General features: G+C 60.4%; 23 protein-coding genes and 1 pseudogene. 14 read left to right on the top strand and 10 right to left on the bottom strand.

The genetic code is table 11. The features are described 5' to 3' along the window. Window positions 1–20: 20 nt before the first annotated feature. Window positions 21–647 carry a TetR/AcrR family transcriptional regulator gene (locus KGA98_RS22440; RefSeq protein WP_218494478.1) on the bottom strand — a complete coding sequence of 209 codons (627 nt, stop codon included), beginning with the start codon at window positions 645–647 and terminating at the stop codon, window positions 21–23. A gap of 178 nt (window positions 648–825) precedes the next feature. Between KGA98_RS22440 and KGA98_RS22435 the strand changes: the two genes are divergently transcribed. The 8 genes from KGA98_RS22435 to KGA98_RS22400 all read left to right on the top strand — a co-directional run bounded on the left by KGA98_RS22435 (window position 826) and on the right by KGA98_RS22400 (window position 10,155). After that, window positions 826–2,628 carry an acyclic terpene utilization AtuA family protein gene (locus KGA98_RS22435; RefSeq protein ID WP_223503880.1) on the top strand — a complete coding sequence of 601 codons (1,803 nt, stop codon included), beginning with the start codon at window positions 826–828 and terminating at the stop codon, window positions 2,626–2,628. A gap of 12 nt (window positions 2,629–2,640) precedes the next feature. Then, window positions 2,641–3,510: an SDR family oxidoreductase gene (locus tag KGA98_RS22430; protein WP_223503878.1), complete on the top strand. Its 870-nt coding sequence runs from the start codon at window positions 2,641–2,643 to the stop codon at window positions 3,508–3,510. A 3-nt stretch (window positions 3,511–3,513) separates the two neighbouring features. Next, window positions 3,514–5,130, top strand: coding sequence for a geranyl-CoA carboxylase subunit beta (atuC, locus tag KGA98_RS22425; protein ID WP_223503876.1), 1,617 nt, complete (start codon window positions 3,514–3,516; stop codon window positions 5,128–5,130). Between the two features lie 25 nt (window positions 5,131–5,155). Further along, window positions 5,156–6,313, top strand: a complete 1,158-nt coding sequence (gene atuD, locus KGA98_RS22420) for a citronellyl-CoA dehydrogenase (protein ID WP_057713852.1) — start codon at window positions 5,156–5,158, stop codon at window positions 6,311–6,313. After that, window positions 6,310–7,107, top strand: a complete 798-nt coding sequence (locus KGA98_RS22415; RefSeq protein ID WP_223503875.1) for an enoyl-CoA hydratase/isomerase family protein — start codon at window positions 6,310–6,312, stop codon at window positions 7,105–7,107. Before atuD ends, KGA98_RS22415 begins: the two co-directional genes overlap by 4 nt. A 119-nt stretch (window positions 7,108–7,226) precedes the next feature. After that, window positions 7,227–9,188, top strand: a complete 1,962-nt coding sequence (locus tag KGA98_RS22410; protein ID WP_223503873.1) for an acetyl/propionyl/methylcrotonyl-CoA carboxylase subunit alpha — start codon at window positions 7,227–7,229, stop codon at window positions 9,186–9,188. A gap of 70 nt (window positions 9,189–9,258) precedes the next feature. Then, a complete protein-coding gene (locus KGA98_RS22405) occupies window positions 9,259–9,801 on the top strand; it encodes an exonuclease domain-containing protein (protein WP_057713849.1) in 543 nt (180 codons plus the stop codon). A 69-nt stretch (window positions 9,802–9,870) separates the two neighbouring features. Beyond that, entirely contained in the window at window positions 9,871–10,155 is a 285-nt protein-coding gene (locus KGA98_RS22400) for a pyrimidine/purine nucleoside phosphorylase (protein WP_007940055.1), read from the top strand. Window positions 10,156–10,226: 71 nt separating this feature from the next. On the opposite strand, the gene KGA98_RS22395 is transcribed toward KGA98_RS22400, so the two are convergent. Then, on the bottom strand, window positions 10,227–11,033 hold the full coding sequence (locus KGA98_RS22395; RefSeq protein ID WP_223503871.1) for an MOSC domain-containing protein: 807 nt from the start codon (window positions 11,031–11,033) through the stop codon (window positions 10,227–10,229). Window positions 11,034–11,225: 192 nt separating this feature from the next. Beyond that, window positions 11,226–12,161 carry a chemotaxis protein CheV gene (locus KGA98_RS22390; RefSeq protein ID WP_007973464.1) on the bottom strand — a complete coding sequence of 312 codons (936 nt, stop codon included), beginning with the start codon at window positions 12,159–12,161 and terminating at the stop codon, window positions 11,226–11,228. 463 nt (window positions 12,162–12,624) lie between these two features. Between KGA98_RS22390 and KGA98_RS22385 the strand changes: the two genes are divergently transcribed. From KGA98_RS22385 to KGA98_RS22375, 3 genes are all read left to right on the top strand, one after another. Further along, complete coding sequence (locus tag KGA98_RS22385; protein ID WP_154860227.1) at window positions 12,625–13,095, top strand: hypothetical protein; 471 nt, start codon at window positions 12,625–12,627, stop codon at window positions 13,093–13,095. Window positions 13,096–13,493: 398 nt separating this feature from the next. Then, a complete protein-coding gene (locus KGA98_RS22380; RefSeq protein ID WP_223503917.1) occupies window positions 13,494–14,387 on the top strand; it encodes a sensor histidine kinase in 894 nt (297 codons plus the stop codon). Continuing rightward, window positions 14,384–15,043, top strand: a complete 660-nt coding sequence (locus KGA98_RS22375) for a response regulator transcription factor (protein WP_150812306.1) — start codon at window positions 14,384–14,386, stop codon at window positions 15,041–15,043. Before KGA98_RS22380 ends, KGA98_RS22375 begins: the two co-directional genes overlap by 4 nt. Here KGA98_RS22375 and yegS read toward each other — a convergent pair. Then, entirely contained in the window at window positions 15,027–15,944 is a 918-nt protein-coding gene (gene yegS, locus KGA98_RS22370; RefSeq protein WP_223503869.1) for a lipid kinase YegS, read from the bottom strand. The two genes, KGA98_RS22375 and yegS, sit on opposite strands and share 17 nt — an antisense overlap. A gap of 208 nt (window positions 15,945–16,152) precedes the next feature. Between yegS and KGA98_RS22365 the strand changes: the two genes are divergently transcribed. Further along, window positions 16,153–16,467, top strand: coding sequence for a hypothetical protein (locus KGA98_RS22365; protein WP_223503867.1), 315 nt, complete (start codon window positions 16,153–16,155; stop codon window positions 16,465–16,467). A gap of 65 nt (window positions 16,468–16,532) precedes the next feature. Here KGA98_RS22365 and glp read toward each other — a convergent pair whose 3' ends face one another. Both glp and moaB read right to left on the bottom strand, forming a co-directional pair. Beyond that, window positions 16,533–17,759, bottom strand: a complete 1,227-nt coding sequence (glp, locus tag KGA98_RS22360) for a gephyrin-like molybdotransferase Glp (protein WP_090457036.1) — start codon at window positions 17,757–17,759, stop codon at window positions 16,533–16,535. Beyond that, window positions 17,743–18,282: a molybdenum cofactor biosynthesis protein B gene (moaB, locus tag KGA98_RS22355; RefSeq protein ID WP_090457038.1), complete on the bottom strand. Its 540-nt coding sequence runs from the start codon at window positions 18,280–18,282 to the stop codon at window positions 17,743–17,745. The genes glp and moaB overlap by 17 nt, the downstream gene beginning before the upstream one ends. 81 nt (window positions 18,283–18,363) lie before the next feature. Between moaB and mobA the strand changes: the two genes are divergently transcribed. Together mobA and KGA98_RS22345 are read left to right on the top strand one after the other, a co-directional pair. Next, on the top strand, window positions 18,364–18,966 hold the full coding sequence (mobA, locus tag KGA98_RS22350; protein ID WP_223503865.1) for a molybdenum cofactor guanylyltransferase MobA: 603 nt from the start codon (window positions 18,364–18,366) through the stop codon (window positions 18,964–18,966). A 77-nt stretch (window positions 18,967–19,043) separates the two neighbouring features. After that, entirely contained in the window at window positions 19,044–19,265 is a 222-nt protein-coding gene (locus KGA98_RS22345; RefSeq protein WP_007994800.1) for a YgdI/YgdR family lipoprotein, read from the top strand. Between the two features lie 84 nt (window positions 19,266–19,349). Here KGA98_RS22345 and KGA98_RS22340 read toward each other — a convergent pair whose 3' ends face one another. From KGA98_RS22340 to KGA98_RS22325, 4 genes and pseudogenes are all read right to left on the bottom strand, one after another. Further along, window positions 19,350–20,240, bottom strand: coding sequence for a pseudouridine synthase (locus KGA98_RS22340; RefSeq protein WP_218494470.1), 891 nt, complete (start codon window positions 20,238–20,240; stop codon window positions 19,350–19,352). A gap of 126 nt (window positions 20,241–20,366) precedes the next feature. After that, a complete protein-coding gene (locus KGA98_RS22335; protein ID WP_154860232.1) occupies window positions 20,367–20,684 on the bottom strand; it encodes a transcriptional regulator in 318 nt (105 codons plus the stop codon). Window positions 20,685–20,856: 172 nt separating this feature from the next. Beyond that, window positions 20,857–21,093, bottom strand: coding sequence for a glutaredoxin family protein (locus tag KGA98_RS22330; RefSeq protein ID WP_223503863.1), 237 nt, complete (start codon window positions 21,091–21,093; stop codon window positions 20,857–20,859). Window positions 21,094–21,198: 105 nt separating this feature from the next. Further along, window positions 21,199–21,385: pseudogene (locus tag KGA98_RS22325) on the bottom strand (ammonium transporter); the annotation flags it as partial.

Here is a 21,385-nt window from a genome sequence, read left to right as displayed (position 1 = left end):
TAATGCTGGCCAACACAAGCTTATTGCCGGTCTTCCAGCACCAGAATCAACGCCTCATCGGCCAACTGATCGAGACTCATGCTGCCATCGGCGCGAAACCAGGTGGTGGTCCAGGACAATGCGCCAGTCAGGAAGCGTCGGGTGATGAACACATCGCCGCGGATAAACCCGGCGGTCTTGGCTTCGCCCAGTACTTGCAGCCAGATGTCTTCGTAGATGTCCCGCAGCGCCAGGACCTTGGCCTGGCCCTCTTCGGACAGCGAGCGCCATTCGTAGACCAGCACGGCCATGGCCTCGCCGCTTCCGCCCATGATTGACTGCAATTCACACCGGATCAGCGCCAGCACCTGCTCACGCACATTGCCGGCCTCGGCGATGGCCGCACGCATCAACGCAGTGTTGTAGCGTATGGTTTCTTCCATCACGGCGCGCAGGATTTCGTCCTTGCTCTTGAAGTGATGGAAAATGCTCCCGGACTGAATGCCCACGGCGCCGGCCAGGTCGCGCACGGTCGTGCGCTCATAGCCTTTATTGCGGAACAGGTGGGCCGCCACTTGCAGCAATTTGCCACGGGCGCTGTCCGGGTCGGTCAATTGGCCGTCGTCCACCAATTGGCGCATCACCCTCAGGGCTTTTTGCTCGTCCACCCGTTCTCTCCTACAGTCGTTCAATCAATAACGCCGATCCCCCCGAAAACAGCGGGGTTGCGCGGGCAATTTAAGCGCATGGATGCAACCAAGCAAGCGCTTGGGCAGAAGATAATCAAGTCATTTACAAACCAAGCGCTTGCTTGGTAATGTCGACGCACTTCGGTTGGAGGTGGCTATGGAATGGACTGCGCCTGAAACAATTCGCATCGGTTGTGCCAGCGCCTTCTGGGGCGATACCTCGACCGCTGCCGCGCAACTGGTGGAACACGGGCATCTGGACTATCTGGTCTTCGATTACCTGGCCGAAATCACCCTGTCGATCATGGCCGGCGCGCGGATGAAAGATCCCCAGGCCGGCTATGCGGGCGACTTCATCGAAGTCCTCGCCCCCTTGCTGCCGCAGCTCGCGCAGCACAACATCCGGGTCATCAGCAATGCCGGTGGCGTCAATCCCCAGGCCTGCGCCGCCGCCCTGCAAGCGGCCTGCGACAAGGCCGGGGTGGCCTTGAAGATCGCCGTGCTGCTGGGTGACGACCTTCAACCGCAATTCAAACAACTGGGCAGCCTGGGCATTCATGAAATGTTCAGCGGCGCGCCCCTGCCACCGCTGTGCGTCTCGACCAATGCCTACCTCGGCGCACCCGGCATCGTCGAAGCCCTGCGCCTGGGGGCGGACATCGTGATCACCGGGCGCGTGGTCGACAGTGCGGTGGTCAGCGCTGCGCTGGTGCATGAGTTCGGCTGGTCGTGGCACGACTACGACAAGCTTGCCCAGGCGGCACTGGCCGGGCACATCATCGAATGCGGCGCCCAGTGCACGGGCGGCAACTTCACCGATTGGCGCGACGTCCCCGACTACGAGCACATCGGTTTTCCCATCGTCGAAGTCAGCGCCGACAGCCAGTTCATCGTCAGCAAACCCGAAGGTACCGGCGGACTGGTCACGCCGCTGTCGGTGGGCGAACAGATGCTGTACGAAATCGGTGACCCGCGCGCGTATCTGCTGCCCGACGTGGTGTGCGATTTCACTCAGGTCAAACTGCTGCAACAAGGCAAGAACGCGGTGCAGGTGCACGGCGCCAAAGGCCTGCCGCCGACCGCTCAATACAAGGTCAGCGCCACGTACCCCGATGGTTTTCGCTGCACCGCCAGTTGCCTGATTGCCGGTATCGATGCCGTCGACAAGGCGCGACGAGTCAGCGCGGCGATCATCAACAAGACCTCGGAAATGTTCCGCCAACGCGGCTGGGCGCCATACAGAGAGGTGAATATCGAGTTGCTGGGCAGCGAGGCCACCTACGGCCCCCACGGCCAGCGTCAGGACAGTCGCGAAGTGGTGATCAAACTCGCGGTGCGCCATCCGGACAAGCAGGCATTGGTCGTGTTCTCCCGGGAAATCGCCCAGGCCGCCACCGGCATGGCGCCGGGGCTGACCGGCATTGTCGGTGGCCGGCCGACGGTGTATCCGCTGATCCGGCTGTTCTCGTTCCTGATCGACAAAACCGCCTGCACGCTGGACATTGATTTCATGGGCCAGCGCCACCCGTGTGCCCTGCCCGCCCTCGATGTGCTCGACCCGCTGGACCTGCCAGCCCCGCTCGCCCCGCCGAAACCGCTTGGTCTGGCCGACGCCAGCGTGGCCCTGGTCAAACTGGCGGTCGCCCGCTCGGGCGACAAGGGCAACCACAGCAACATCGGCGTCATGGCCCGCGAGCCGGAATTCCTGCCATGGATTGCAGAAGCCTTGACCCCGGAAGTGATCGTCGACTGGATGGGCCACGTCCTCGATCCAATCCACGGACGGGTTGAGCGCTGGTACTTGCCCGCCAGCCACAGCCTGAATTTCCTGCTGGAAAACGCCCTCGGCGGCGGCGGTGTCGCCAGCCTGCGAATCGATCCGCAAGGCAAGGCCTTCGCCCAGCAGCTGCTGGAAATCCAGATCCCGGTGCCGCAGCGCATCGCCGACCAGTTCAACTAGAGGATTGCCGCCATGGCCTACGATTCGATTTTCAAAGCCGATTTGTTTGCTGGCCAAAACATCATCGTCACCGGTGGCGGCAGTGGCATCGGCCGCTGTACTGCCCACGAACTGGCGGCCCTCGGCGCCCATGTGCTGCTGGTCGGGCGCAAGGCCGACAAGCTGAAAACCGTTGCGGCGGAGATCGCCGACGACGGCGGCAAGGCCGACTGGAGCACCTGTGATATCCGCGAGGAAGAAGCGGTGACGCATCTGGTCAGCGAGCTTATCCGCAAGCACGGTCCGATCCACGGCCTGGTCAACAATGCTGGCGGGCAATACCCCTCGCCCCTGGCCTCGATTAATCAGAAGGGTTTCGAAACCGTGATGCGTACCAATCTGGTGGGCGGCTTCCTGATGGCCCGGGAAGTGTTCAACCAGTCCATGAGCAAGCACGGCGGGGCCATCGTCAACATGCTCGCCGACATGTGGGGCGGCATGCCCGGTATGGGCCACTCCGGCGCGGCACGTTCGGGCATGGACAACCTGACCAAGACCGCCGCGTACGAATGGGGTCATGCCGGGGTGCGGGTCAATGCCGTGGCGCCGGGCTGGATTGCCTCCAGCGGCATGGACACCTACGAAGGCGCCTTCAAGGCGGTGATCCCGACCCTGCGCGAACACGTGCCGCTCAAGCGCATCGGCACCGAATCGGAAGTCAGCGCGGCGATAGTTTTCCTGCTCAGCCCGGCAGCGGCGTTTGTCAGCGGCAGCACCTTGCGCATCGACGGCGCCGCCAGCCTCGGCGGCCGCGCCTGGCCGATCCACAAGGCGACCAACAGCGAGTCGTACAACGGTTTCCACCGCGCCTACATACCAGACGTATTGAAGGACAAGGAATAACCCATGCCGGTGATTCAGTCGCAACTCGACCCCCACAGCGAGTCGTTCGCCCAGAACCGTGCGGCGATGCTGAGTGCCATCGAGCAAGTTCACGTGCTCGAACAGGACCTGCTGAACAAGGCTGCCGAAGCCAGGCCGAAGTTCGAAAAACGCGGCCAGTTGCTGCCTCGAGAGCGCCTCAACCTGCTGCTGGACCCCGGCGCACCGTTTCTCGAACTGGCCAGCCTGGCCGGCTACAAGCTGCACGACGACAAGGATGGCAGCTCCGCCGGTGGCGGCTTGATCGCCGGTATCGGCTACGTGTCCGGCGTGCGCGTGCTGGTGGTGGCGAACAACAGCGCGATCAGGGGCGGGACCATCTCCCCCAGCGGCTTGAAGAAATCCCTGCGCCTGCAACAGATCGCCATGGAAAACAAACTGCCAGTGATCACCCTCGCCGAAAGCGGCGGCGCCAACCTCAATTACGCGGCGGAAATTTTCGTCGAAGGCGCGCGCAGCTTTGCCAATCAGGCGCGGATGTCGGCCATGGGGTTGCCACAGGTCACCGTGGTGCATGGCTCCGCCACGGCGGGTGGCGCCTATCAGCCGGGGCTGTCGGATTACGTGGTGGTGGTGCGTGGCAAGGCCAAGCTGTTTCTCGCAGGTCCCCCACTGCTCAAAGCCGCCACCGGCGAAGTCGCCACCGATGAAGAATTGGGCGGTGCCGAGATGCACGCACAAACCGCCGGCACCGCCGAATACCTGGCTGAAAACGACGCCGATGGCGTGCGACAGGTACGCGAGATTATCAGCCTGCTGCCGTGGAACGAGCAGTTGCCTCCACTACCCGAACGTCGCTGGGAGGAGCCGCTCTACCCCATCGACGAACTGCTGGGCCTGATCCCGGATGATCCGAAAAAACCCTACGACGCGCGCGAAATCATCGCCCGCCTCGCCGACGCTTCGAACTTTCTTGAATTCAAGGGCGAATTCGATCAGCAGACTCTGTGCGGTCATCTGAAAATTCAGGGCCGCGCCTGTGGCTTCATCGGCAACAACGGCCCGATCACGCCAAAAGGCGCGAGCAAGGCCGCCCAGTTCATCCAGCTGTGCGACCAGAGCCAGACGCCGCTACTGTTTTTCCACAACACCACCGGGTTCATGGTCGGCACCGAATCGGAACAGCAAGGCGTGATCAAGCACGGCGCGAAGATGATTCAGGCGGTGGCCAACGCCCGGGTGCCGAAGCTGACCATCGTGGTTGGCGGCTCCTACGGCGCGGGCAACTATGCGATGTGCGGTCGCGGTCTTGACCCGCGTTTCATCTTCGCCTGGCCCAACAGCCGTACCGCCGTGATGGGCGGCGCGCAAGCGGGCAAGGTGCTGCGCATCGTCACCGAGGCCAAACAGGCCAAGGACGGCCTGGTGCCCGATCCGAAAATGCTCGACATGCTCGAACAGGTCACCGCGCAGAAACTCGACAGCCAGTCCACGGCGCTCTATGGCAGCGCCAACCTCTGGGACGATGGCTTGATCGACCCGCGCGATACCCGGACCTTGCTGGGTTACTTGCTGGATATCTGTCATGAGGCCGAGGTGCGGCCATTGCAAGCCAACAGTTTCGGTGTGGCGCGGTTCTAAGCCGACTATCAGGAGAACAATAAAAATGATCTTCACCCAGGAACACGAAGCACTGCGCCGCACCGTTCGCCAGTTCGTCGAGCACGAGATCAACCCGCATGTCGAGGAATGGGAAAAGGCCGGGCGCTTCCCCATCCACGATATCTTCCGCAAGGCCGGCGACCTCGGATTGCTGGGTATTTCGAAACCGGAAAAGTTCGGCGGCATGGGGCTCGACTACAGCTATTCGATCGTCGCCGCCGAAGAGTTCGGCACCATCCATTGCGGCGGCATTCCGATGTCCATCGGCGTGCAGACCGACATGTGCACGCCTGCGCTGGCCCGGTTCGGTTCCGATGAACTGCGCGAGGAATTCCTGCGCCCGGCCATCAGCGGTGAGCAGGTCGGCTGCATCGGCGTCTCCGAAGTCGGCGCCGGCTCTGACGTCGCCGGGCTGAAAACCACCGCGCGCAAAGACGGCGACGATTACGTGATCAACGGCAGCAAGATGTGGATCACCAACTCGCCGAGCGCCGACTTCATCTGCCTGCTGGCCAACACCTCGGACGACAAACCGCACATCAACAAGTCGCTGATCATGGTGCCGATGAACACACCGGGCATCAGCTTGAGCTCGCACCTGGACAAGCTCGGCATGCGCAGCTCGGAAACCGCCCAGGTGTTTTTCGACAACGTGCGCGTACCGCAGCGCAACCGCATCGGCCATGAAGGCGCGGGGTTCATGATGCAGATGCTGCAGTTCCAGGAGGAACGCCTGTTCGGCGCGGCCAACATGATCAAAGGCCTGGAGTACTGCGTCGACAGCACCATCGAATACTGCAAGGAGCGCAAAACCTTCGGCAACGCGCTGATCGACAATCAGGTGATCCACTTCCGTCTGGCGGAATTGCAAACCGAGATCGAATGCCTGCGGGCGCTGGTCTATCAGGCCACCGAGCAATACATCAAAGGCCAGGACGTCACGCGCCTGGCCTCCATGGCCAAGCTCAAGGCCGGGCGGCTGGGCCGCGAAGTCAGTGACAGTTGCCTGCAATACTGGGGCGGCATGGGCTTCATGTGGGACAACCCGGTAGCCCGGGCTTACCGCGATGTACGGCTGGTGTCGATCGGCGGCGGCGCCGACGAAATCATGCTGGGAATCATCTGCAAACTCATGGGCATTCTGCCGGGGAAAAAGAAATGAACAGCCTGCCGGTTTGCCAGACTTTGCTGCTGGAGCTGCACAACGGCGTGTTGCACATCACCCTCAACCGCCCCGAAAGCCGCAATGCGATGAGCTTGCAAATGGTCGCCGAGTTGCGCTCGGTGCTGGCCGCGGTAAGCGATAAACCAGGGGTTCGCGCACTGGTGATCGGCGGCGTCGGCGGGCACTTCTGTGCCGGCGGTGACATCAAGGACATGGCCAACGCCCGCGCTCAAGGCCCAACTGCGCACCGGGATCTGAACCGGGTGTTCGGCGCGCTATTGCAAGAAGTGCAACACGCTCCGCAAGTGGTGATTACCGTGCTGCAGGGCGCGGTGCTCGGCGGCGGTCTCGGCCTGGCCTGTGTCAGCGATATCGCCCTGGCCGATCACCAGGCGCAATTCGGCCTGCCGGAAACCAGTCTCGGCCTGTTGCCGGCCCAGATCGTACCGTTCGTGGTGCAACGCATCGGCTTGACCCAGACCCGGCGCCTGGCCCTGACGGCGGCGCGTTTTGATGGCCACCAGGCACGGCGCATGGGCCTGGTGCATTTTGTCGAACATGATCCGCAGGCCCTGGCCGAACGTCTCGATGAGGTGTTGGCCCATGTGTTGTGTTGCGCGCCGGGGGCGAATGCGGCGACCAAGAAACTCTTGTTGGCGAGTGCCGGACAACCGTCGGATGCCCTGCTGGATCAGGCTGCCGAATGGTTCAGCGAAGCGGTGACCGGAGCCGAAGGCATCGAGGGAACGATGGCCTTCGTGCAAAAACGCAAACCGGGGTGGGCCTCCTGAAAAGCATCGCGAGCAAGCTCGCTCCCACCTTGGATTTATGTCGTTCATAAACCCTGTGGGAGCGAGCTTGCTCGCGATGAGGCCCGACCAGACACCGCTAAAAATCAGAGAGCCTACCCATGCCCGGACTCAAAAAAATCCTCATCGCCAACCGCGGTGAAATCGCCTGCCGCATCCAGCGCACGGCCCAGGCGCTGGGCTATCGCACGGTCGCCGTGTTCAGCGACGCTGACGCCGATGCACTGCACGTGCGGATAGCCGACGAGGCGGTCAACATCGGTCCGGCCCCGGTGCAACAGTCTTACCTGAACATCCAGGCGATCCTCGACGCAGCCCGGCGCACGGGCGCGGATGCGATCCATCCGGGCTACGGTTTCCTCTCGGAAAACGCCGGGTTTGCCCTCGCGTGCAGGGACGCTGGCATCACCTTCATCGGCCCCAGCCCCGAGGCTATTGAGCTGATGGGCAGCAAGCGCCTGTCGAAAATCGCCATGATCGAAGCCGGTGTGCCGTGCATCAACGGCTATCAAGGCGCCGGGCAGGACGATGCCACCCTGGGCCGTGAAGCCGAGCGCATCGGCTATCCGTTGATGATCAAGGCCAGCGCCGGCGGCGGGGGACGCGGTATGCGCCTGGTGCACGACGCCAGCGACTTGCTGGAGCAGATTCGCACCGCGCGCTCCGAAGCCCTGAACGGTTTTGGCAGCGGTGAACTGATCCTCGAACAGGCACTGGTCGAACCCCGTCACGTCGAGGTCCAGCTGTTCGGTGACCGGCATGGCAACCTGATTTACCTCGGCGAGCGCGATTGTTCAGTGCAGCGCCGGCATCAGAAAGTCATCGAGGAAGCGCCCTGCCCGGTGATGACCGCCGAGCTGCGCCAGGCCATGGGCGAAGCGGCGCTCAAGGCCGGGCGAGCGGTAAAGTACGTCGGCGCGGGCACCGTGGAGTTTCTGCTGGATGCGCGCGGGCAGTTCTACTTCCTGGAGATGAACACCCGGCTGCAAGTGGAGCACCCGGTGACCGAACTGATCACCGGGCTGGATCTGGTGGCCTGGCAGTTGAGCATCGCCGAAGGGCAACCGCTGCCTTTGCGCCAGGAACAGGTGCAACTCACGGGCCACGCCATGGAAGTGCGCCTGTATGCCGAAGACCCGGCCCAGGGTTTCCTGCCGCAAACCGGGCGCGTCGTGGCCTGGGAACCGGCATTGCAGGACGGCGTGCGGATCGACCACGGCCTGATCGAAGGCCAGGTCATCAGCCCCTTCTACGACCCGATGCTCGGCAAGCTCATCGCTCACGGTGCCACCCGCGAAGAAGCCCGTCGCAAATTGTTGCGGGCAGTCCAAGACAGCGTGCTGCTGGGGCTGAAAAGCAATCAACGCCTGCTTGCCAGCCTGCTGGAACATCCGCAGTTCGCCAGCGGTGATTTCAGTACCGGGTTCATCGCGCAGCACTTCACCGATCACACCTGCCTGCGTCCCGAAACCCCTGGCGCGCACCACTTGGCCATCGCCGCCGCCCTGTTCTATCAGGCTGCGGCGCAGGCTCACCTGCCCCCGCTTGGCGGTTGGCGCAACAACGCCAGCGTGCCGCTGCACTATCGCATCGGCCTTGAGGATCAGGACTGGCCGGTAGCGTTGCAGGCGATCCCGGGTGAGCCGTTGCGCATTCAGGTCGCCGAGCGCAGCCTCGAACTGAAGATCATCCACAGCGACGGACGCTGGGCCACCCTGGAAATCGAAGGCGTTCGCCAACGCCACGCTTATCGTCTGGAGGCCGGACGTCTCTGGCTGTTTACCCGACCGGGAAGTCTGCAGTTCGTGGATCGCACTCAGGCGCAGGTTACCGGCCAGGCCAGTGTCAGCTCCGGCACCCTCAAGGCACCGATGGACGGGGCGATTGTCGACGTCCTGGTCAACGAAGGCAGCCAGGTGACCAAGGGCCAACTGCTGGTGGTACTGGAGGCGATGAAAATGGAGCACCCATTGAAATCGGGCATCGACGGTGTTCTCAAGCGCTTGCAAGTGAAAGTCGGGGATCAGGTGAAAAACCGGCAGATTCTATTGGAGGTCGAATAAGGCGCTAGGCGGAACCGCCGGGTTTGGCTACGCTCAAAGCTATCAGGATGCGGATACCAGGAACCCTGCAATGCCTCATTGGCTGGTCATTGATCTGGAGGCCACCACCGATGAGGGTGGATGGCCCGTAACAGATATGGAAATCATTGAAATCGGCGCCACTCTGGTGGACCGCAAGGGGCGTGAACTGGACCAGTTCCAGCGCTTCGTCCGCCCTGTTCGGCGGCCGTTGCTGACGCCGTTTTGCCGCGAGCTGACGCACATCACCCAAGCCAACATCGATGCCGCGCAACCGCTGGGCGAAGTCTGGCCGGCGTTCGAACGTTGGCTCGGCCAACACCACACGCGACTTGAGGGCTGGGCCAGTTGGGGCGATTACGATCGCAAACAACTGCTTCAGGATTGGCAGCAACTGGGACTCGCCAGCATGCTGGCCAACGTACCGCACATGAACCTCAAACAGCGTTTTGCCAAGGCCAGGCGCCTGGAACGTCCGTTGGGATTAAACGGCGCGTTGCAACTGGCCGGCTTGCAGTTCAACGGCCAACAACACCGGGCGCTGGAAGATGCGCGCAATACCGCACGCCTGCTGCCGCTGGTTCTGCCGCTTTAGACAGGTGACGACGCCAAGGGCCTTGTGCATACTGGCCGGCCCTTTTCAGCCCTTTTCGAGGAATCGCCCATGTTTAAAGTCAACGAGTACTTCGACGGCACCGTCAAGTCGATCGCCTTTGGCACCGCAGAAGGTCCAGCGACCATCGGCGTCATGGCTCCGGGCGAGTACGAATTCGGCACCAGCCAGCGTGAAATCATGCACGTGGTCAGCGGCGCATTGACCGTCAAACTGCCCGACAGCAGCGACTGGGAAACTTTCGCCGCCGGCAGCCAGTTCAACGTGCCGGCCAACAGCAAGTTCCAGCTGAAAGTCGCCGTCGACACCGCTTACCTGTGCGAATACCGCGGCTAAAACCCGCAGGCTTCACTGCAATAAAAAATGCCCGTGTTTTTCGACACGGGCATTTTTCGTTCTGCGCAAAATTACTCGAGGATCTCCACCGGCATGCCGACTTCGAGTCGTCCGTTGCCGTCGTTGACCAGATTCTGGCCGAACATTGCACCGTCTGCCTGCGAGCGATACTTCTGCAAGGTGGCCAAGGGTTCGCGATCGTCGCTGCGCTCCCCGGTTTGCGGGTCAATGGTGGTCAGGATGCAGCGTGAACAGGACTTGACCACGCGGAACTCGACCTCGCCGATACGGATACGCTTCCAGCCGTCCTCGGCGAAGGCTGCACTGCCTTCGATCACCAGGTTCGGCCGGAAACGCAGCATCTCCAACGGACGCCCGACCCGTTGCGACAAGTCCTCGAGGGAGGCCTGGCCAATCAGCAACAGCGGATAGCCGTCGGCGAACGCCACCTGGTCGTCATCCTTGCCGTAACCCGCCTCGGTTGTACGCGCACGCTCCAGTGGCACTTGCACCAGACGCGTCGGTTTACCGATGAACTCACTGACCCAGGCACCTGCTTCATCGCCTGCATCGGGGACTCGCAAGGTATCGCGCCAGATGGTCACGCCACGCAGTTCTGCATCGCTGCCGGGCAACGCGATATCGATCGGTGAGCGACCGGGAGCATTCAGGGTCAGGCCACCTTCGGCATTCCACAGCGCCGACAACTGGCTCATCTGCGCCACCGCACGCTGGGTCAGGAAACGACCGCTGGCCTCATCCACCAGCATCCAGCGTCGATCGCCGTCCAGCCCCAGCTTGTCGAGGCCGACTTGCTGCAAGACCTCGCCCTTGCCGGATTTCAACGGATAACGATACAGCGCGCTCAGACGCAACATGGCCAGCTCCCTGGTAGGTAAAAACGCCACCCTATACGAGCTTGGTCAGCGAATCAAAGTGCAAAAACCCTGCAGGAGCGAGCTCGCTCGCGAAAAACCCAAGGACGCCGCCGGGCTCCGGTTTACGCGTTATCGTTCAAGACCATCGCGAGCGAGCTCGCTCCTACATCCTACAGGTTGACCATGGCCTGATCAGGCCGGTACTTCGTCAAGCATCAGGCGCTGGCGCACTACGTCGACGAGTTTGTCCGGCTGGAATTTGGAGAGGAAATTGTCGCAGCCGACCTTCTTCACCATCGAGTCGTTGAAGCTGCCGGACAGCGAGGTGTGCAGCACCACGTACAAGCCGCGCAGGCGCGGGTCGTTACGGATCTCGGTGGTCAGGCGATAGCCATCCATTTCCGGCATTTCCGCATCGGTGAAGACCATCAGCAGTTTTTCGGTCATGTCCACGCCGGTATCAGCCCAGGCCTTGAGCATGTTCAAGGCCTTCAACCCGTCGCTGGCAATATGCATCTTCACGCCCAGCTGTCCCAGGGTATCGCGCAATTGCGCCAGGGCCACGTTCGAGTCATCCACCAGCAGCACCTCACGGCCACGGGCACGTTCCAGTACCGGATCTTCGAGCTTGTCGCGGGAGACTTTGGCGTTGTACGGGACGATTTCGGCCAGAACCTTTTCGACGTCGATGATTTCCACCAGTTGATCATCGACCTTGCTGATGGCCGTCAGGTAATGCTGGCGGCCGGCGCTGCTCGGGGGCGGCAGGATGGCTTCCCAGTTCATGTTGACGATCCGGTCCACGCCACCGACCAGGAAGGCCTGAACCGAACGGTTGTATTCGGTGACGATAATCGTGCTGCCAGGCCCCGGCACCAGCGGGCGCATGCCAATGGCCTGGGAAAGGTCGATCACCGGCAGGGTCTGGCCACGCAGGTTGACCACGCCGCACACAAAAGGATGCCGCTGCGGCATCAGTGTCAACTTTGGCAGCTGCAGGACTTCCTGTACTTTAAAGACGTTGATCGCGAACAATTGCCGTCCGGCGAGCCGGAACATGAGAATTTCCAGGCGATTCTCACCCACCAGTTGCGTGCGTTGGTCTACCGTGTCGAGAATGCCGGCCATCAATGACTCCAGGTCTTGTTCGGATGAATTCACTCAAGGAAGGTTATCGGCTGTTTTTGCCGAAGCTTGACCCTCTCTAAAATGCCACGCCCGGCCATTGATGTCACATTAACATCATGCTTTACTGGCGCGGTGATTACATCTGCTGCACTTCTGCGCCCCGCGACCACTGTTCGAGCGAAAGGTTCCCCTGCGTAAGGGATTCCCCTATCAATAATCAGGCGCAACCTGATATTCGCAATATCCGATAGCCATTAATGTGACGCCATTCTCATTGCATGAACGGAGTCAGGCTTTTGTGTGCGATCGCAAGTCAGTGGCCACCCACCCTCTCGTGTTCCCCAGCCTGCTTCCGGGCCAGCCGCTACTCGTTCATCCGACGACTCGGTAATGCCGGAGTTCCGACCGCCCTCGTCGACACACACGATATCCCCTCATTTGACATGACGTTGTGGAGATAAGTATGCCGAACGACCGTAAAGAGTGGGCCCAGCGTCTCACGGGGTTTCTTGTCGAGGCTGAAACACTCCTGGCTAAAACCGAGGAATGCCTGAGTCATCTGCAGTTGATCAGCAATGACAAGGACGCCATCGACTGTTTGCTCAGCACACTGCTCAAGCTGGCCAACAAGGCTGATGCCCTGGCGTTGGCGGCCGTGTCTGAATTTTCTCTGCATATTCATGGCCTGCTCAACCACGCACAGAACACCATGAGTCTGCACGACGAGGCGCTGAGTGCCCTGAAAGACTGCCTGACCCTGGTTGCCTGGCAACTCGAACTCATCGACCAGACCACCGGACAGCTCAGTCTCGACGACAGCGAACAGGTCACCCTGATCGAAGCCTTTGCCTTTCAGGTCGGGCAAAGCCGGTTTCAACCACCTGTCAACTCCAGGCCCTTCACCCTCGTATCCTATTCAGAGCGACAGGCCTGAACTTGCCAAACCATGCCGCATGGCGTGTTTTGGTTATCAATACCGCGCTGTAACTTGAGTGCGCACATGTCGCAAATGAATATTTCGTAGCTATAAGCGACACTTTTAAACAACCGGTATTTTGCGACGGCAACAACCAACTTGTTCCATTATGGAAGCATCGTCAAAACGACTGGATTCCTGACTTTTCGGACATACATACGGACGCGACCAACGGTATCTTAGGTGCTACTATGCCGCCTGTTAGTTGACGCCAATTAATGGCAGTGTGATCGCAGCCGAATACAGGTCGCTGCAGTTCGCAGCTGAACTCGTCGGCGCTCCACATAAAAAAACAGGGGCCTGTCAGCCAGCATGACCGGTCAGCCCGCAGCGAACATCCATTGGCTCCATCCGCTATGCACGCCAGCCTCAAGTCAATCGCCACGTGGCCACCCTCCCGAGCAAATGCACGCCTATTCACGCTGTTGCTATGTGCCTGCTCGACCCTCGGCAGTTTGCTGGTCCATGGCTTGTCCATTCCGTTGCCCCTGTCATTGCTGGTGCTCAACGTTGCCGCGCTGACCAGTGTTGCCGTGCAGTACTGCCTCTCGCGCAAATCGATCAAATTCCAGCCTCAGGAACTGGCGGACCGGTTGTTGCAGGTCCAGGAAAACGAGCGTCACCGGCTGAGCCGCGAACTGCATGACGACATCGGTCAATTGCTGACCGCCGCCAAACTGCAAAGCGACTGGCTCAAACGCCGGATGCCCGAAGAGCTCCAGGGACAATGCACGGTCCTCTGCGACACGCTGGAAGAAACCCTGGCCAAAGTTCGTGACGTATCCGCCATTCTCAATCCCCGGCAGTTGACCAGCCTTGGACTGGAAGCCAGTCTGCGGGCACACCTGCTCAAGACCCTGGCCAACACCCCGGTGCACTGGAGCCTGGAATGCCAGCAGCGCCTGACCGGCATACCGGAGGAAATGGCAGTGGCGGCTTTCCGTATTACCCAGGAAGCGGTCACCAACATCCTGCGACATGCCCAGGCCAAGAACCTTCTGGTATGCCTGCAGCGCCTGCCCCAAGGCCTGAAGTTGCAGATCAGCGATGATGGTCAGGGTTTCGCGCCCGCAACAGACCCAGGTCGTGAAGGGCAGCGCGGTATGGCCGGGATGTCGGAACGGATCGATCAACTGGGCGGCACACTGTCCGTTACCAGCGAGCCGGGCAAAGGCACTCAAATCGAAGCTCTTTTTCCCTGGGCGCCCCGTGCGCTCGAACGGGCCAGTTCGAATAAGGTTATGCATTGACTTGTAATTTACTACTGGTGGATGACCACTCGCTGATCAGGGCTGGCGTGCGCGCCCTGGTAATGGATCTGCCCGGCTATGCCGTCATCGGTGAGGCCAGTGACGGCTCGCAGTTGCTCGAAATGGTTGGGCGTCTGTCCCCGGATATTATCCTGCTGGATATTTCGATGCGCCAGACCGGCGGCCTAGAAGCCTTGCAGCAACTCAAGCGGGTGCGCCCGCAGAGCAAGGTCCTGATCCTCTCGATGCACACCGACCCTGCCCTGATCATGCAGGCGCTGGAATCCGGAGCCCATGGCTACCTGCTCAAGGACACCACGGCGACCGAACTCGAGCACGCGCTGGAAGCCTTGCGCAACAACGAGCGCTATCTGAGCCCGGCCATTGCCCACACGGTGATCACTCAGGCACTGACCCGAAACCAGAAGCACCCACCCGAACCTGCCGACTCGCACAACCTGACGGCACGCCAGCTGGAAATCCTGCGGTTGATCGTTCGCGGAAAATCCACCCGAGAGATCGCCAACGGCCTGGGGTTGAGCGTCAAGACCGTCGAAACCCACCGCTCGCAGATCATGAAGCGCTTGCAGATCTACGATGTGGCCGGCCTGGTGTTGTTTGCCGTGCGTGAACAAATCATCAGCCTCGATGACTAGGCACTTCACTGTCGCGTAACAACGGCGAATTCTCAGGCAGATGCACGAGTAACGCCGCCGGGCGAACCGAGAAACGCAGGCTGTCCCCTTCCAGCGGTTCACCATCAAGGTTGATGTACAGCCCTTCCGAAACCTTGATCTCGACCCAGGGCAGGCGCGCCCGAACAAACATGCTGTCGATGCCAAAGCCTTCGGTCAGCAGGTTTTTCAAAGTGCCGACCACTTCCTGCGGTGTCGGCAGGATGCTGATATCCAGCAAACCGTCATCAACCAGTGCCTGCGGGCACAATTCCCGCCCGCCTCCGGCCTGCCGACCATTGCCGATGCCCAGGGCCAGCAGATCGCCGCGCCAGTGAAAGTCCGGCCCCTGCAATTCACCGTACGCGGTATGCAGCTCATTGAAGCGTGACAAGCCGGTGAACAGATACGCCGCACCGCCGAGGATTTTCTTCAGATCCTCCGGGGTGTTCGCTGTGACATGACTGCCGAACCCACCGGTCGCCATGTTCAGGAATATCTGCCCATCAACCTCCCCCAGATCAATGGCAGTCGGCACGCTATCGAGCAGCTCCAGCGCCTGATCGGGTTCCAGGGACACACCCGCCGCACGCGCAAAATCATTGGCGGTACCTAGCGGCATCAATACCAGGCTGGCTTTTATCGAATGCTGCGCCATAGCCTCGGCAATATCGCGCAAGGTGCCATCGCCACCGCCGGCAATGATGTATCGATACCCGGCCGCCAACGCTTCGCCCACCAGCCTTTGCGCATCGCCGGCTTCCCAGGTCAATCGAACAGCCAGCTCCCGACCTCGCTCACGCTGGCTTTCGACGGCGGTGCGAACCGCCTCGTTGAGCGCTTGCTTGCCATGCAGAATCAATAGCGCCTTGCGATCGCTCATTACTCACTCCCGGTTTGAATGGCATCTGGGAGATGTTGACCGCGAAGGCTCCGGTAAAAGTCGCCAGAAATCGAATTATTTCCAGTCGGAAAGTCTTGGCCCCCACACGGCAGGACTTTTCTTACAAAACGTTAGGAATCGGCTCAATTGACCGAAAATCTGAATTGGTAGACTTTGAGGATCCAGCTGGACATCACAAGGACGTGCCATGCAACACCAAAACCTCGCATCACCGGCCATCCTGGTCTTGCCGCTCGCAGATAACAAAAATACAGGCCATCGAGCTGAATGCCGCAATAGCACAAAAGCCACGGGAGAAATTGATATGGAACCTCGCGTCACCGAGCTGGAAACACACCTCAAGTGCATACGCCGGGACATTGAAGAAACCCGGGACGACGTCAAATCCATCAGGCACCGGCTTGTCTATTCCGCCTGCGGAACAGCTGTGATCCTCTGTCTCCTTGGCTGGATCGCCAATAGCCGTTTCGAGCAGGTCATTTCATTGCTTCTGGCCCATTGAGTGGCCCCCCCACACAAGACCCGACTCAATCAACCGGGTCTTGTGTGACAACGCCGCTGAAGCTATCAGCTCAGGACTTCGCTCAACGGAATGAAGAAAACGCTATCGCCCTGAACCAGCGTGCGACCTTCCAGGACCTCTACCAGTCCATCAGCCCAGGCAGCGCTGCGCAGAACACCGGAACTCTGGTTTTTGTAGATCGTCGCCCTGCCGCTTTCCAGCCGTCCGCGCAAATACTCACGCCGATTGCCTGGCTGGAGCCAGTCAAACCCTGCCGGCACCTGCACCTTCAGCGGCTCAACGTCCATTACCCCCTGACGGCGCAAGAGATAGGGCCTGGTCAACAGGGCAAAGGTCACGAGGGTCGATGCGGGATTGCCCGGCAAGCCAATCACCGGCACACCGCGAAAATGCCCGAACGTCAGCGGTTTACCGGGCTTGATGGCGAGTTTCCAAAGCGTCAGTTCGCCCTCCTCGCGCAAGGCGATGCCCAGAAAATCGGCTTCCCCCACCGATACGCCACCGGTCGAGAGGATCAGGTCGACATCTTTCAACTCACCTAATCGGGTGCGAGTGGTTTCCAGATTGTCCGGCAGAATTCCCGCGTCGACGACCTCACACCCCAAACGCTGCAACCAGCTGCACAACAACACCCGGTTACTGTTGTAGATCTGTCCTGGCCCCAGGGTCTGCCCCGGCTCAATCAACTCGTCGCCGGTAGACAGCACCGCCACGCGCACCTTTCGAACCACCTCCAGCTCAGCGCATCCCAGGGAGGCAGCCAATCCTTGCTCGATCGGCCCCATCTGCGTACCTGCTGGCAGAATCAGCTCACCGACAGTGGTTTCCTGGCCTTGCGGACGGATGTTCTGGCCTTGGGTCAAGGCTTGAGTGAAACGTACTCGCTCATCGGCCTGAACCTCGGCGTTCTCCTGCATCTCGACGCAATCGGCACCGGCGGGAACAGGCGCTCCGGTGAAAATGCGCGCACAGGTTCCTGGCTGCAACGGATCGGGGGCCTGGCCGGCAAACACCTTCTGACTGACCGGCAACGGCTCTCCCGTCCAGTCGACCATGCGCAAGGCATAACCATCCATGGCACTGTTAGGCCAAGGCGGCAGATCAAGCGTCGATACCAGATCTTGCGCCAGTACACGCCCCTGTACCTGCGCCAACGGCAAGCGTTCACGCTCGACAATCCTTGAAGCCTCGGCCATTTCCAGCAAGCGCGCCAACGCCTGCTCGACAGGCATCAGGCTGCCAGACTTGCCAGGCTTACCCACGGGATTCACAAGGCGCGGCCTGTTTCAAATGAGGCACGAAATTGCACGGCCGATGCCGCGCATCCAGCTGCTCGGCCAAAATGCCGTCCCAAGCGGTGCGCACGGCATTGGTCGAGCCCGGCAAGCAGCAAACCAGCGTGCCGTTGGCCAGACCGGCCAACGCCCGGGACTGAACGGTCGAGGTACCGATATCGGCAACCGAGATCTGACGGAACAGCTCGCCAAATCCATCGACCTGTTTGTCCAGCAGGCACGCGACGGCTTCCGGCGTGCTGTCACGTCCGGTAAAACCGGTGCCGCCGGTGATCAGCACCACCTGCACGACATCGTCGGCAATCCAGTTGGCGACTTGCGCGCGAATTTTGTAGAGGTCATCTTTGAGCAACACCCGGGCGGCCAGGTAATGACCGGCAGCGGTCAAGCCATCGACAAAGACCTGACCTGAGGTGTCGGTTTCCAGCGTGCGGGTATCGCTGACAGTCAACACTGCAATATTCAGCGGTGCGAAAGGTACATCAGCCTTGGCTTTCATAGGCTCGTCCAGTTGTAGGAGAAACAGCCCGGTGTTATATCACAGCGCTCCGTTTTTTCGCCGCCCCCATGGAGGCTTGCCATGACCACGAATTCACAATTGCCACCCTGCTCCATTCTGCTCCTGGCGGGCGGCCGCGGCCAACGTATGGGTGGGCGGGATAAAGGGTTGCTGGACTGGCACGGCGAACCGCTGATTGTGCATCTGCATCGCAAGACCCGCCCGCTGACCGATGACCTGATCATCTCCTGCAATCGTAACCCTGAGAAGTACGCCCCCTACGCCGACCAGTTGGTCCACGATGATGAAGGTGACTTCCCCGGGCCGCTGGCCGGTATTCGCGCAGGCCTGAAAGCTGCTCGCCATACCCATCTGCTGGTCATGCCCTGTGACGTTCCGGGCATTGATGCGGCGCTGATCGGCAATATGCGCGCGGCCGCCAACCTGCATCCGGACAAGCCGCTGATGGTGCGGCATGATCACCACTGGGAGCCGTTGTTGTGTGTGATTCCCGTGCTACACAGGGCAGCATTCGAAAATGCCTGGAACGAGGGTGAGCGCAGCCCTGGCCGGTTGATGCGCAATCTCGGCGCGACCGCGCTGCAATGCCCCGACAACGACCCTCGGCTGGCAAATCTCAACACGCCGGAACTTTTAAGCGGTCATGACACTGTGTCAGACTGATATCGATCAGGAACTTGCGCGGACGCTGCACGTCTCAAGTTCAGCAACCACAGAATTCTTATTCGGAGACACAACTCATGACTCAACGGACCCTCGCCACTTTCATGCTCGCACTGGGCCTTGCCACCCTCGCCGGTTGTGCATCGCCTACAGTGATCACCTTGAATGACGGTCGCGAAATCCAGGCCGTCGACACGCCGCAATTCGACAAGGATTCCGGTTTCTACGAATTCGAACAGCTCGACGGCAAGCAGACCCGCATCAACAAAGATCAGGTGCGGACCGTCAAGGAACTGTAATCCCGACGCCGCCGGATACACAAAAGCCCGCTTGATGCGGGCTTTTTCATGCCTGGAGAACAGCGCTTCAGGATCGCGTCCCGATCACCATTGCAGGGTGATTTCACTCTCGAACTCACGCGCCTGGCCCGTGACCGGATCGATAAACTTCAGCCCCTGAGCCAGCAACTTCAAAGGATTGGCGTAGTCATCCTGCGCATCCTTGAGCACTTCGGGGTAAAACGGGTCGTTGCAGATAGCGGCTCCCAACGCCGCCATATGTACCCGTAGCTGATGTTTCTTGCCCGTCACCGGATAAAGACCATAACGCCAGAGCTCCCCCAGTTTCTCCCTGACTTCGACCGCCGTCTCTGTATTGCTGGCACCCGGGCCTTCCTGCATGCGGAAGAACGGTTCGCCATCGACCAGTCGGCTTTTATGCACCAACGGAAAAGCCAGGCCGGGCAGCGCCTTTGCGATGGCCTCGTAGCGCTTTTCGATCTGCCGGGTTGGAAACAACGCCTGATAAGCCGAACGGGTCTGCGGATTGGCGGAAAACAGCACCAGCCCCGCGGTGTGCCGGTCGATGCGATGCAATGGCACCAGGTGCGGATTGTCCAGGCGACGGATCAAGCGCCGGAGCAGCGTTTGTTCGACGTATTCGCCAGCCGGGGTCACCGGCAGGAAATGCGGCTTGTCGGCGACCACCAGGTGCTCATCCGCGTACAGAATCGACTCGATCACCGGGATCGGTTTTTCATCCGGCACTTCGCGAAAGTAATGAATCCGCAAACCTTCCCTGTAGGCCAGGTCGAGGGCAATCGGCATGCCCTGCCCATCGAGGACCCGGCCACGGGCAATTCTGTCCAGCCATTGTTCACGACCGATGGCGCTGAAATGCTCGCACAGGCAATCGACAACGGTCTGCCACGGGCCAGGTGGCAAGTAGAGCGTACTGGCCTGACTGTGTGCCGCGGAAAAAGAAGAAGTGGACATACGAAAGCTCTAACCTCAGTGCAGAGCGGCATTATCCAACAGCAAGGGGAATGAACCTAGGGGCCGTTCTCAATTAGTTTTCCCGGCGCGGCGTGAAAACTAATTGAGAACGCCCCCTAAGATTCCTCAAGCCGTGATCTGCGCGCGCGCCACCGCTTCGGTGTACTCCTTGAGCCAGCGCAGTACATCGACCGCCTCCCAGCGGGCGGGATCATACAGGGCGTACAACAATCCCTGATAACCCACGACATCGAGTTGCCGGTGATAACCCGCGCGTTGAAACAAGGCTTCGATTTCTGCGAAACAGGTATTGAAATGCGTTTTGTTGAAGGGCGTTTTCCCCTCGGTCACCAGACCATCCAGGCGCAACTCAAGGACAGCCTCGCGCACGACGTCCGCAGACATCCGGTTCACGCTATTCTTCAACTGTTCGACATTGACCACGATTCATCCCTCTCACGCCCGGGCTTGCCTGCTCACTCCCGAAAATCAGGACCGGCAAGACAGGCACTTCGAATAACTGTATACACATACAGTATCCGATCAACGCCGAATAAGCCAAGGGGATCAATCGTAAAGTTCGACAGGCGGGACATGCCACCAACGCAAAAACCGCTCAACCCAGGAACGCCACCACCTGATCGGCACTGAAAGGCCAGCCCAGTTCAGCACCGGTATCGACGCGCCGCAGCACCGGAATACGCAGGCTGTAAGCTGCGAACCAGCTTTCATCGTCAGCGATATCCACCAGTTCCACCAGCAGGCCGCGCTCGACGAACTCCATCAACATGGCTTCGGCTACTTCACAGAGATGGCATCCAAGGGTGCCGAACAGCTGACATTCGGGAAGCATGAGCGCTCAACCAGAAAATGAAGTGATCATTCTAGGCCTGCCCCGAAAAACCGTCGAGCCATTGCGGCCCCTGCCATGATGCCGCAGGCCATGAAAAGACCTGAATCAGTCCTGGCTCACGGCGCCGATCTTGTGGATCGACAGGTCCGCGCCGTAATACTCTTCTTCCTGACTCAGGCGCAATCCATGCAGCGCCTTGATCACGCCATACACCGCAAACCCGCCGGCCAGTGCCACAGTGATGCCCAGCGCAGTGCCGATCAACTGGCTGATCAGGCTGACCCCGCCCAAC

Origin of the sequence: Pseudomonas sp. BF-R-24 (assembly GCF_019947335.1) — a bacterium.
GTDB lineage: Bacteria > Pseudomonadota > Gammaproteobacteria > Pseudomonadales > Pseudomonadaceae > Aquipseudomonas > Aquipseudomonas jessenii.
Note: the sequence above shows the minus strand (reverse complement) of the source record. Positions and strands in the feature narration are given on the sequence as shown.